The sequence below is a fragment of the Candidatus Dojkabacteria bacterium genome (assembly GCA_030583845.1).
Classification (GTDB): Bacteria; Patescibacteriota; Dojkabacteria; order SC72; family JAHDCA01.
The window spans coordinates 135,678-148,112 of the sequence record CP129478.1; the positions used below are offsets into that span (position 1 = coordinate 135,678).

Annotated in this window: 14 protein-coding genes and 1 tRNA gene; 10 read left to right on the top strand and 5 right to left on the bottom strand. The window is 45.1% G+C overall.

What is annotated here, in order from left to right; translation table 11 throughout:
• Nucleotides 1-67 precede the first annotated feature (67 nt).
• From QY318_00670 to QY318_00690, 5 genes are all read left to right on the top strand, one after another.
• Nucleotides 68-1,267: a trigger factor gene (locus QY318_00670; protein WKZ31274.1), complete on the top strand. Its 1,200-nt coding sequence runs from the start codon at nt 68-70 to the stop codon at nt 1,265-1,267.
• Between the two features lie 93 nt (nt 1,268-1,360).
• Nucleotides 1,361-1,966 (top strand): ATP-dependent Clp protease proteolytic subunit, encoded by a 606-nt coding sequence (locus QY318_00675; protein WKZ31275.1) that lies wholly within the window; start codon nt 1,361-1,363, stop codon nt 1,964-1,966.
• A 174-nt stretch (nt 1,967-2,140) separates the two neighbouring features.
• Nucleotides 2,141-2,217 (top strand) — tRNA-Val (locus QY318_00680).
• Between the two features lie 117 nt (nt 2,218-2,334).
• A complete protein-coding gene (locus QY318_00685; GenBank protein WKZ31276.1) occupies nt 2,335-3,003 on the top strand; it encodes a hypothetical protein in 669 nt (222 codons plus the stop codon).
• Nucleotides 3,004-3,083: 80 nt separating this feature from the next.
• The gene (locus tag QY318_00690; protein WKZ31277.1) at nt 3,084-4,160 is read left to right on the top strand and encodes a hypothetical protein; all 1,077 of its coding nucleotides are present in this window, start codon (nt 3,084-3,086) and stop codon (nt 4,158-4,160) included.
• Here QY318_00690 and QY318_00695 read toward each other — a convergent pair.
• Together QY318_00695 and QY318_00700 are read right to left on the bottom strand one after the other, a co-directional pair.
• A complete protein-coding gene (locus QY318_00695) occupies nt 4,157-5,122 on the bottom strand; it encodes a tRNA-dihydrouridine synthase (GenBank protein WKZ31278.1) in 966 nt (321 codons plus the stop codon). The genes QY318_00690 and QY318_00695 overlap by 4 nt on opposite strands.
• Nucleotides 5,123-5,127: 5 nt before the next feature.
• Nucleotides 5,128-5,577 carry a YbaK/EbsC family protein gene (locus QY318_00700; protein WKZ31279.1) on the bottom strand — a complete coding sequence of 150 codons (450 nt, stop codon included), beginning with the start codon at nt 5,575-5,577 and terminating at the stop codon, nt 5,128-5,130.
• 142 nt (nt 5,578-5,719) lie between these two features.
• Here QY318_00700 and QY318_00705 point away from each other — a divergent pair, with 142 nt between their 5' ends.
• Nucleotides 5,720-6,118 (top strand): hypothetical protein, encoded by a 399-nt coding sequence (locus QY318_00705; GenBank protein ID WKZ31280.1) that lies wholly within the window; start codon nt 5,720-5,722, stop codon nt 6,116-6,118.
• 14 nt (nt 6,119-6,132) lie between these two features.
• Nucleotides 6,133-8,841: an ATP-dependent Clp protease ATP-binding subunit gene (locus QY318_00710; protein WKZ31281.1), complete on the top strand. Its 2,709-nt coding sequence runs from the start codon at nt 6,133-6,135 to the stop codon at nt 8,839-8,841.
• 5 nt (nt 8,842-8,846) lie between these two features.
• On the opposite strand, the gene QY318_00715 is transcribed toward QY318_00710, so the two are convergent.
• Nucleotides 8,847-9,731 (bottom strand): hypothetical protein, encoded by an 885-nt coding sequence (locus QY318_00715; protein WKZ31282.1) that lies wholly within the window; start codon nt 9,729-9,731, stop codon nt 8,847-8,849.
• Nucleotides 9,732-9,915: 184 nt separating this feature from the next.
• On the opposite strand from QY318_00715, the gene rpmF reads away from it, so the two are divergent.
• The 3 genes from rpmF to rnc all read left to right on the top strand — a co-directional run bounded on the left by rpmF (nt 9,916) and on the right by rnc (nt 11,481).
• Nucleotides 9,916-10,152: a 50S ribosomal protein L32 gene (gene rpmF / locus QY318_00720; protein ID WKZ31283.1), complete on the top strand. Its 237-nt coding sequence runs from the start codon at nt 9,916-9,918 to the stop codon at nt 10,150-10,152.
• Between the two features lie 55 nt (nt 10,153-10,207).
• A complete protein-coding gene (gene nusB, locus QY318_00725; protein WKZ31284.1) occupies nt 10,208-10,651 on the top strand; it encodes a transcription antitermination factor NusB in 444 nt (147 codons plus the stop codon).
• Nucleotides 10,652-10,761: 110 nt separating this feature from the next.
• A complete protein-coding gene (gene rnc, locus QY318_00730; GenBank protein WKZ31285.1) occupies nt 10,762-11,481 on the top strand; it encodes a ribonuclease III in 720 nt (239 codons plus the stop codon).
• A gap of 113 nt (nt 11,482-11,594) precedes the next feature.
• Here the strand turns inward: rnc and QY318_00735 are convergent, their stop codons facing one another.
• Together QY318_00735 and rpsP are read right to left on the bottom strand one after the other, a co-directional pair.
• On the bottom strand, nt 11,595-11,975 hold the full coding sequence (locus QY318_00735) for a KH domain-containing protein (protein WKZ31286.1): 381 nt from the start codon (nt 11,973-11,975) through the stop codon (nt 11,595-11,597).
• 43 nt (nt 11,976-12,018) lie between these two features.
• On the bottom strand, nt 12,019-12,333 hold the full coding sequence (gene rpsP, locus QY318_00740; protein WKZ31287.1) for a 30S ribosomal protein S16: 315 nt from the start codon (nt 12,331-12,333) through the stop codon (nt 12,019-12,021).
• Between the last annotated feature and the right edge of the window lie 102 nt (nt 12,334-12,435).

Genomic DNA, 12,435 nt, shown 5'->3' on the forward strand with positions numbered 1-12,435 from the left:
AAAGGGCGACACGGATGTATAATTAACCGTTTTCCAATCGAATTTAATATAAACCTGACATTTTGATATGGACAAATTTTACGAAAGAGAAGATGTTGCAAACGGCGAAGTAAAACTGAAAGTTACACTCCCAGCAGATGCCTTTACCCAATCCTATCAGCAGCTTTTGAAAGACCGGCTTAGCAATATGCAGCTCAAGGGCTTTAGAAAAGGAAATATTCCAGCAGAGATGGTTGATTCCAACATGAAAGGCGCAATCCTGGCTGAGACATTCGAGAAGATCGCCCCGTACTATGTAAATGCCGCAATCATCAAAGAGAATCTTGACCCAGTGGCACCACCAGCATACACAGATCTGGAGAAACTCGAGGAGAACAAACCGGTAAAATTTTCGGTGGTTGTGACCGTAATGCCTGAGTTCAAAGTTGGTGATCTTAAGAAGATCAAGATTAAGCAAGAGAAACTGGATGCTACAGAAGAAGAGGTTGAGAACACATTGAAGTCGATGTGGGAGAATGCACGTGCAATCAAGAATGCCGGCAAAGAGGCCAAAGAAGATAAGGCGCAGTATGACCGCAAGTTACTCACGGACGCTTGGGCCAAAGAGGTAGCAGACCTTTACCATGCACACGAGGTTACAAGCATGAAAGAGTTAGTGGAGTTCATAAAGGAAGCAATCATGAAGCAGAAGAAGAATATTGCAAGACAGCACGATGCTTCAGAGGCGGTCCGCGAGGCAGTCAAAGTCTCAAAAATTACCGTGCCACAGCCTGCAGTTGAGTATGAGGCGCAGCAGCGCGAAGATGCATTCAAAGAAGACCTGAAGAGGGTTAAGACCAGCATTGCAGAATTTTGTAAAGCACAAGGGGTAAAATATTCAGATCTGCAGGAGAAGTGGAAAGCAGATGCACTTGAGGCACTCGAGAACGACATCTTGTTCAAGCAGTATGCAAAGGAGCACGAGCTAGAGATTGACGACGATGAGCTTCTCGTTGAAATTGAGAAGATAAAGCTCTCCAATAGGCAGTATGCGCAGCGTGAGCAGGAGATCGATGAATCGATCTATGAGAATCCGCAGTGGAAAGCCTATATCAAAACTGTGCTCGTGAAGCAGAAGGCATATCAGGAGATAGTGAAGCAGATACTTGGCGCAGACTTCTTCGATGTAGAGGAGGAGGAAGAGCACGACCATCACCATCACGACCATGAGGACGAGGTGAAAGCTGCTAAGAAAGCAAAGCCTAAGAAGAAGGCAAAGAGCAAGTAAACAGGAAGCCCGCTAACTTATAGTTCGAAGCTTTAGCGAAGAATTATAAGTTAGCGGACAAAGCGGTGGGACATAACTTATTAAAGCACTTAAATGTCAGTACTAATTCCTACGGTTATCGAAAAAGAAAGATATGGTGAGAGGGCATACGATATCTACTCACGCCTGCTTAAGGATCGCATCCTCTTCGTAAGCGACGAGATCGAGACACATATGGCAAATACTGTCATTGCACAGCTACTTTTTTTAGAGAAAGAGAACCCTAAGGCCGACATCCAGATGTTTATTAACTCACCCGGTGGCAGCGTTATTGACGGACTAGCAATTCTCGACACAATGAACCATATACAGTGTGATGTATCAACAATCGCAGTTGGACATGCGGCATCGATGGGTTCGCTGCTACTTGCAGGTGGTAAGAAAGGGAAGCGATATGCATTACCACACAGCAGGATATTGATCCATCAACCTCTAGTTGGGGGGATTGGTGGGCAGGCGAGCGACGTTGAGATTCACACAAATCAGTTGCTAAAAACCAAAGCTGAAATCACCAGGATGCTTTCAGAGTTTACAGGGCAGACCGAAGCACAGATTGAGAAAGACTCTGACCGTGATCGATATTTCACGCCGGAAGAGGCTGTTAAGTATGGCCTGATCGACGAAGTGATCGGAAAAAGAAAAAGCGCCACGAAGAAGTAACCCGACCACCCCGCTAACCTATAGTGGGTGGGAGAGGCGCTTACCAATAACCTATTTAGCATCCTGATATGAAATTGAACGATAAGTGTGTATGGATAACTCACTATAGGTTAGCGGGGTGGTCGGGTTGACTATTGCTTCTCGCACCGCTACAATTCGGGAGCCTATATAAATGGGCGATTAGCTCAGCTGGCTAGAGCGCCACAATGACACTGTGGAGGTCATAGGTTCAAGCCCTGTATCGCCCACCATCGAAATACTTTACTAGTTGTTACTACATGTCCAGAGCAAGGATCAAACGACAAAATGGTGAAGTATACCCTCAACAACTTTTTACCCTGATTGTGAGTTATGCAGAAAGATATTCAATGATTACTAAAGTACCGCTTCTAGAGGCGATTCTTACCGTAACACCAATATATTTTTTCATAGGGAACTACTCATGGGAAATTGACACACATTCCACATTCTTACAAGAATATAAAGAACGGATCGAAAATGGCGAGGATGCAGGTGAAGTCGCCTATTCAATGCACTTAAGAAACAACAAGCTTCTCAGAAAAGAGAGTGAATGGTTTGGGTGCTTTAGGTACAAATATGTAGAGACGGAGAATACTATTAAGATACATTTCAGGAATATTGACCGCACAACGCATGGCCCACTCTCTATTAATAATAAAAGCTTCAGACTAACTGAGTTAAAGAAGATGTTCACCCATATTAAAGAGCAGCACCCAGAAGCTAGGTATGTCCAGGGAAACAGCTGGTTGTACAATTATGAGAGCTACAGAAGACTGTTTCCCGCTTCGTACACTAAGGATATGAAGGTTTCACCAACTAACACACAATATATGGTTATATGGGGGCAATTCCTGGATTCCGAGTGGCAGCTTAAAAGAAGTCTTGCGAATGAATTCTCCTTAAAAATTGACGCTGCGAATTCAGTCGATGAGCTAAAAAGTAGCTTCAATTTTCAGAATCTTGCTCCAAGAGGTCGTATCAAGGATTTCTACGATTTTTATGAAATCCAATTGTAACTTGAGTGCATTAATTGTTCTTATCGCTTCCAGAAGTACTCTTGCAAGTTTAATACATGGTGGTACAATACCAAGCCATTATGTCAGTAGACCCAATTGCTAAGTCCGAGGTTAGTCGTGGGGATGAACTCCTGGAAAAGCTAGAAAAAACAGTCACGGAAATAGAGAAGGTAGCCATCAGTACTCACACTGAGTTTAATAACTATTTTTTAAGCAAGGATGGAGTTAATCCGGATCTTGGCTCATACCACAACCAGCACCACATTCTAGGAACTGTACGCTCGATTGAGCCTATCTCAGAGGCAATGTCTGAGCACCTTATCTCTGAGCTAGACAGATATAACAAGCTGTACGGGACAGATATAAAACTAGCTCATCTGCCATCGTTGCTGAAGATTGCAGCATATCTACACGACCAGGGTAATATATTTCAAATTTCAATAGACGATAGCCAGCTTCCTCAATACATCAGACTATCCAATAGCAACCCAGATGCGATAGAGTGCCAACTGAGAAATGACTTTTCATTAGAAATACCGACGTACCAGACGATTTATAGAGCAGCAAATGCCGAAGATAGAGGCGCACTCCTGGCATGGAAAAGGTTGAAGGAGCTTGATTTGACTGACGAACATGCGATGTTTGTTCAGCGAATGATTATGAATACGAAATTCCCTTTCCTTAGCCAGTTATGCGAGCAGGATGGGGTAAAAGGTGAATTTCCTGAGTCGATCAATAAGACGGCTCCTTTTGAAATTTTCATGAAATTAATCGACCAGATAGGAGCAGGGTGGTTCACAGAAAATAGCTTTAATAATTTGCTAGGTCTTGTTCAAGAAGGAGCAATTGAGAAGGGCCTGGACGCAACTCTACCTGTCTTCTTCGAGTATAGTTTCATCGAATTTTTGGATAAACAGTTTAGAAAGATATTAGAGCCGCTCCAACTAGGTCATGCTGCACTAGAAGAGCTAGTAAGCAGAATTGAAGATTCTCTTGCTAACAAAGGTGGTATTAAAGGGAATATACAGGTTAAGCGGTTCTTTGAGAGTGCCACAAGTATCAAAGATCAGATGACAAGAGCGAAGACTTACGGCGAAGCCATCAAGGTTGTGACAGCGATTTTCAACCACAACGCTTTCCCAGAGGTTAGGGCTTAGATCTCAGCACCTTTTGCAACAGTTGAAAGCTCTTCAACTGTTTTGCACTTCATCATCTCATCTCGTAATTCAGCCGCGCCATCAAAGCCCTTTACATACATTTTCACAAATTTTTTCATGATGTTGAAATCCTTTTCATCTCCCCATACTTCATTAAAAAGATTTAAATGCTCACTTAGCAGGTTTAATCTATCTCTTGGAGTTTTCTGACTCTCGTCCACACCAGGATTAAATATCCAAGGATTCTGAAATATTCCACGCCCGATCATTATCCCGTCAACGCCATATGTTTGGGCATAAGATATTGCTTGCGGGTAGCTTAGGATATCGCCATTGCCAAGTAGCACCGTCTCCGGAGCAATCTTATCTCGCAGCGTCACAACTTTAGCGACCTCATCCCAGTTAGCTGGAAATTTTGACAGCTCTTTGGCTAGCCTACCATGAACCGTAAGCGCAGCCACTCCCTGCTCGAGGAGAAATCCACACCACTCCTCAGTTGCAATTTCATTAAATCCTATCCGAGTTTTGACGCTCACCGGAAGCTCTCCAGCACCTTCTTTGGTTGCTTTTATAATCTCGCCGGCCAGGCTTGGATTCTTTATCAGGGCAGAACATGCACCCTGCTTGATTATCTTCTCAACAGGACAACCAAAATTGAGATCTATGCCGTCAAAGCCCATGCCCACTATCATTTTGGCAGATTTAAAGTAGGCTTCAGGTGTAGTTCCCCAGATCTGGGCGATCAACGGCTTCTCGATCTCTGTATATCTAAGCCTCAGGCCTACCTCGTTGCTTCCTTTGGAAAGCAACCCTTCTGCCGATGTAAACTCGGTGAAATATAGATCAGGCGCTCCACATCTGCCCACAATCTGTCTAAACACCGTATCGGTGACATCCTCCATCGGTGCAAGCACCAGGAATGGCTGCTTCTTTGCTTTTAGTTCTGCCCAGATATTTGCCATTTACTTTAGGAAATAACTTCATTCAGCTTAGCCAGTGTAATCTTGAACACCGACTTCGCACTTCCAGCTGCTGCCACTAGGTCGATTGCCGGGTCAAAGCCCTCTTCGATATAGGTAGTAATCTGTGTGGCATGACCAAAGGGAGGCACACCACCAATCGAATAGCCCGTATTCTGCTTTACTTCATCTGCATTAGCCATCCTAAGCGTTGTTGCACCAAGTCTTTCTTTCCACTTCTCAATATCAAGGCGAACATCGCCGGGAGTTAGCACAAGATAGAACTGCTTCTCGTCGGCACAAAGTAGAAGTGACTTTACAATGTTTGAAACCGGCACTCCATGCACATCTGCTGCTTGCTGTGCTGTGTGGGTATCTTCGCTTGTTTCAATTATTTCGACATCGATGTCGTTTGCTTCCAGATACTGCTTAAATGTTGTGACCGCCATCTGCTTCATGAAATTTAATTAAGTATCTCCGGATGATACATCAGAATACAGCACCAGGCCATCCCGCTAACTTATAGTGCGAGCCGCGCTATAAGTTAGCGGGATGGCTTTTCCTATGCTAAAATATTTCAAACTTAACAACTGCCCGAACATGAGAAGAAAAGCTGAAATTACCAACCCGGTTTTCACCGACGCTGCAATACCGAGCGACAATATTTTTGTCGTAATTAGCTTTACTGTTAGGGATTTCCTTGATTGGTGGTTTGTGCAGATGCCGGTGGTGTATATCGGGTTTCTCCGAAGACTGAGCAGTGTCATCAACGACCAGCTTTCAATCACACTCCTGCTTAAGACATTTTTTACGCCGTGGCATAGAGATAAGAGCTTTGTTGGCTACTTTATAGGTATAGCGGTGAGATTGATATACCTCCCTATTGCCTTACTTATCTACTTCTCGGTCATCATCCTCTCGACTCTTGGCGTATTCCTCTGGATTGCGATGCCGATGATTGCCATTATTTTAATTGTATTGACGCCGTTGATCAGATAGAGAAAGCCGCACAGATGTTCGATAAGCAGAAAAACAACACAACTTTAATTGGCTATCACGACAAATCCTCAAACAGGTATAGCATTACCGAGGGCAATCTCCCTGTGCTGACAGATGAAAAGTACGCACCATTCCTGATAACGGCTACTCACCATTACAGCATCTCCACAAAGGACATTGTCAAACTAATTAACAATTACCGCGCGATTCACTCGTTCGCGAGGCTGAAGAATCTTGTAGCACAGCTCCTTGTGTTGCCAGGATTGGTCATATCAGCCCTCTTCCTACTACAGGCTAGCGGCCTGGTGGGTGAGAACGTGGTACTAGATTCAATACTAACAAACAAGATTACCAATATTACTTTCTGGGTAGCAGTCCTTGGCGTAATCATCCTGTGGCATGACTACTATCGAACACGCAGCCACCCAATCCGTATCCCAGCGGCCAAGAAGATGGAAGAGAAGCTATTGGCAAATATACGCAATACAGGGATCCAATTCAGCAAGTACACACTCTTTAAGATGATCTACTTCCTCAACGATGAGACACAGGAGATGCTTGTCGCCCACATAAACAAGAATGGCATCAACACATATAAATTCTTCCTCGACATACTGGAAGACAGCGATGTGCAAAACCTAATTAAACGCGCCGGTCTAGAGCTGGATAAAGAGCTGCTTGGCAAATACAACATTACCTCTCAGACCATGCCTTACTACCATCTGCCAGCCCTGCGAAGCATCATCACATATGCCCTCGACGAGGCAATCCTCTCAGAGTCACCGAATATCCGACCTGAGCATATGCTGCTGGCATACATCAAAGTATTTCCTGTGCTTCACCAATATATCCAAGCGGAAAATAGCTCACTCACAATTCTACGATCAGTGATACGGTATGAGGTGGTGCGAGAAGAGAAAATCCGCTCTTCAAACAGGCTCAACATTAATTATCCGTACTACAGAACAGGCGGCATCGCCAAGTCATGGGTCTTTGGCTACACCTTCGTATTGAACAAATTCACCCGTGACCTAAATCAGGAGATCTCCTACGACCGCGACAGGTACGGCATCGGCCATGAAAGCGAGCTCGAGGAGCTGGTCTCGGTCCTAGGAAGGCTCTCGAAGAACAATGCACTGCTTATCGGTGAGCCAGGAGTAGGGAAGTCTAGCCTGATCAAAGGAGTAGCCCAGAAGATCAATTGGGGCAATGTGCCACATCAGCTTGACCGTAAGCGCATATTGCAGCTCGACATCAACTCCCTCATCGCGATGGGCTCAGGCAGCAAGTTAGAAACACTTGTACAAAAAGCGATGTCAGAGATTGAGAGAGCCGGAAATGCGATCTTGTACATCGACGAGATCCAGGAGATCATCCCTACGAGGGCAGAGGAGTCAGGCCACTCATTAGCCGGGATACTGATGCCTTACATACTTGAAGGGAACTTCCCTGTGGTCGGCAGCATCAACTACTCTGACTATAAGAAATATTTCTACTCTAGCGAGTCACTGCGCAATAGCTTTGAAAATATCGAAGTTAAAGAGCTGACACCTGAAGCCACACTGCGCATTCTTGAGACCAAGATCGACAACCTAGAAAGTAATTATGGCCTCTACATCACTTTCCCAGCACTTACAGCTGCAATTGAGCTATCGCAAAGATATGTAACCAATAGGAAGTTGCCCGATAGCGCCGTAGACACGATCGAAACCGCCTGCTCATGGGCACAAACCAAAGGCATAAAGCAGCTCGAGAGCGACCATGTAGCTCAAGCAGTGTCAGTCCAGACCGACATCCCAGTAGAAAATATCACCGCAGAGGAAGCAACCAAGCTGATGACCCTCGAAGAGGAGCTCAACGACCTAGTAATCGGCCAAGAGCCGGCAGTCCACTCAGTGGTTGAGGCATTGAAGCGATCACGCACAGATATCCGAGATCCACACAAACCAATTGGAGTATTCCTCTTCCTGGGTCCAACTGGTACTGGTAAGACTCACCTGTCCAAGATATTGGCAGATAAATATTTCGGTACTAAGTCGCAGATGATCAAGGTAGACATGTCTGAGTATCAAGAGGTCTCAAGCATCAACAAGATCCTCGGAAGTATGAACTCTGACTATGGACAAACCAGTACCACTTTGCTCGACCGAGTTAAATCGAATCCTTTCTCAGTAGTCGTATTTGACGAAATCGAGAAAGCAAACCCGCAGGTGCTGGATCTATTCCTGCAATTGTTCGACGAGGGTAGGCTAACAAGCAACAACGGCGAAACGATAGATTTCACCAACTCGATCATCATCTGCACAAGTAATATCGGTAGTCGCAACTTGATCGTGGCTCTCGAACGCGATAAGTCGCTGTGGGAAGAGGCAAAGCAGGCGGCACTGCTCGAATTGCGCGGGGCTCTCCGCCCAGAGCTGCTCAATCGTTTTGACAGCATAGTTGTATTCTCGCCGCACGACATTAACAATCTGGTGAAAATCACATCGCTACTACTCAATCAGTTGGCGAAGCGGGTGGGGGAGAAGGGCATAACTTTGGAGTGGAGCAAGACGATACCTATGCTAATTGCCAACGCTGCCCAAGAGCCAGGAATGGGAGCACGCCCGATAAAGCGGTTCATTCAGGATAAGATCGAGACAAAGCTGGCGGATGAGATTTTGGAGAAGGGGTTGAAGCCTGGGGATGTGGTGGATGTGAAAGAGGGGTGGTTGATGGGGTAGGATGACTAAAATAACACCGCTTCTTGGAATGCAAACGCTTCTGTTAGTCGGGTGATGAAATCTGTCATGCTATCAGAGTAGGATGAAGTCCCTACCTGCTCTACCTCGATGACGTAGCGAGATTTGCCATCTACACATACTTGCCTTACAGCTATTTCAACAAATCCATCTTCAGTGACTTTTACCTCCTCTAAGAATCCAGGACAGGTTGCCGACAGGGTGTCACGGGTCGGATAAGAACTACCAAGCCTCATGGTAGCATGGACAACTTGCGGTTTCTCTTCCCAAACGCGTGTTCGTGAGAAAGTATAAATGGCTAACTCCTTAAAGCTATTGAGTGCCTGATGGCCAGTCAGCTGAAGGATTACCAATTTCTGGTGCTCAGTCATGCAAGCAGGTCCAGATGGAGACCAGTCAGCCTGTGCAGAAGAATAAATTACTTTATACAATGCTTCCCCTGAGGCATCACCGCTGACGATGGGAAACTCCTCACGGACTCTCATTTTATAGTCAGGGAACCCTTCCGCTCTGCTGTAGATAACAGCTCTATCACTCTCAGGATCGTCTGGATATAGCTCGATACCTGGGCGAGCCATTAAGATCATTTCCCTTCGCTGTACAAAATCCCATCCTAGCAGCTCATTGATGACACCACACTCAATGGCCAATGTCTCTACTTCCCTCAATACAGACGAAAAGTCAGAATATGGTGTTTCTACTTCAATTTTACTCTCCCGACACTCTATTGCAGCCCTAAGCCGAATATCCTGTGGGCGCGGTTGAAAGGCATTAACATTACCAAGAAGACCATGGTATACATTCATCGCACCTTCTACAGTAATGTGATGCTTTCCACTTTCATGTTTTGGCCGGCTATCATTGGTTTGCATATAGTTACCCTCTTGAATCCGTACGGCGTCTACCGCCGTTACTATACAAAGTATTATAACTCATATCTCAAGCGCTGACAACCTATAGTATGCAGTGCTAACTCCGACCACTCCTTGCAAATATCCCAACAATTCCATATAATTGCCAAGAATTTATGCACAATTAAGTTAGCGAGCAATCCCAATGGGTGCACAACCAAAGAGAAGAATTTCAAAAGCAAGAAAAGGGAGACGAAGAGCGCATAACGCCTTGTCAGAGCCTACAACTGTAAAGTGCCCAAAGTGTGGCAAGATGAAGAGAGCACATTTCGCATGTGAATTCTGTGGTCACTACGGACCAGCTCCAAAAGCTGAGAAGAAGGCAAAGCCAGCTACTACTAAGAAAGCCACGGCCAAGCCTGCTAAGAAGGCTAAGAAATAGGCAAAATTCAGCTGAGGAACCTCTGCTAATTATTTAACAGGGTAGAATAAGCCAGATGAAGAACCCAAAAGATCCAAGACACGCAGCCAGAATGATTGCACTTCAGCAGCTATTTCTGAAAGATTTTCGAGTCAGTGAAAGCGTAACCACAGAGGAGATTGAGGTTGATGAGTTCCAGATGATTGATGAAATTGAGGATTTCAATGAGGAGTTGAGACAGCAGATTGTCGAGGGAGTAGGCGAGAAGCAAGATGAGATTGATAAATATATCAAGGACTTCGCACCACAATGGCCAATAGAGCAGATAAAGAAGGTTGACTTGCAGATATTGAGGATGGCCATCTTTGAAGGGTTCGTAGGCAAGATTACACCACCTAAGGTGGCGATAGATGAGGCGATCGAGTTGGCAAAGGAGTTTGGCGGAAGTGCGAGTGATAAGTTTGTGAACGGTGTCTTAGGCGCCCTATACGAGAAGTATAAGGCTACTGAAGAGAAATAAAGTGTTACGTTAACCGGAAGCATTTTATTAATAAATCATCGAAGTTCGTTTTTTCTCAGGATAAGAGAGATTACGAGTTGACGATGATACTAATTTAAGTATCAATAAATATGAGAGAGAAAGAGCTTCTCGAGTTTTCCGCGAAGATTGGGGTAACTTTTAATGATTTGGCGCTGCTAAATGAGGCGCTTACCCACAGATCGTTCCTAAATGAGAATCGAAGCGGCCCGCAATCCAACAATGAGCGAATGGAGTTTCTTGGCGACGCAGTTCTTGAGCTGATCGTATCCGAGCATCTATTCCATGCCTACACAGATCACCCAGAGGGTGATCTCACCAGCTTCCGTGCAGCTACGGTCAAGACAGAAAGTCTCGCCGAAGAGTCACGCAAGATAGAGGCAGGGAAATATCTTCAGATGTCGAAAGGCGAAGAGGCAACAGGAGGAAAAGATAAAGATTATCTACTTGCCAATGTTTACGAGTCTATTTTAGGTGCGATCTACATGGACCAGGGCTATGAAGCATGCAAGAAATTTGTCGAGGCTACATTACTTCCTAAGATCACTAACATTGTTGAGAATAGACTCGACATCGACTCGAAGACCAAGTTCCAGGAAGTAGCACAGCGAATGTATAGAATCACGCCTACATATAAGCTTATAACAGCAGAGGGACCTGACCACGAGAAGCAGTTTACAATGGCTGTGATGGTCGGCAAGCATGAGATGGGGCAAGGTACCGGCCCAAGCAAGCAGAAAGCTGAAGAGAGCGCTGCGACTGAGGCTCTTAATAAGCTAGACAAGATGGATAAGACTACCAAGATCGCATAAAGGTCGCTTTTATCAAGAATTACATTCTATCTCAAATGCAACTACCCCGCTAACTTACAGTGCGCGTCGCACTATAAGTTAGCGGGGTAGACGGTTAGCAGTTACCAAACTGATTACATATCGTCGTCGGAGAGCATATCCTCAACATCTGAGTCGCTCTGCTCTGGCTCGTTTGATGGAGCATGCTCGGCTGGCGCCTCATCTCTCATTCCTGAATCCATTCCTCTATCCATGCCTCGGTCACCACCATCTCGGTCCTCTTTTACAAGCACCTTGATTTTGCGGTCGTTTCTGATCGCGCTAATAGTCATGATGTCGCGGATAGCGTTAATTGTTCGACCACGTCGGCCGATCAAGATACCCTTGTCAGCATCTGCAACTGTTATCTCGAGAATGGTAAGGCCTGGGAAATCTACGCTCTCACGCTCAACTACCGAAACCTCATCCGGGTTATTTACAATCCCTCTTACAATTTTTTCTAGTAGCTCTTGCATTCTAGGTATATAAATAATTTTATATCTAAATTAAACCTTCTTATTAGGCGTTCTCTGCGGCTTTGGCCTCTTTCTTTGGAGGTCTCTGTGCTGCAAGTTTTGATCCTCTCTTCAAGCCCTTAAGCAATCCTTCCTTCACGAACATCTGAGCCATGGTATCGGTTGGCTGTGCGCCATTGTCTAGCCAATATTTGGCTGCTTCCTTATCCAATGTCAATGTTGAAGGCTTGGTTCTAGGGTTGTAATAACCAATCTCTGCGACAGGCTTGCTGTCTCGAGGTCTGGTTGACTCGATTACTACGATTCTGTAGTGAGGCTCACCTTTCTTACCGGTTCTCTTCAATCTGATTTTGAGCATTACAGGTATTTGAATTAAATAATTTCAGGTTCAACAAGTAGTGGGTGACTATCAAACCTAGTATACCCCTTGTTACAACTACCGTGATTTTAACAGATGCAT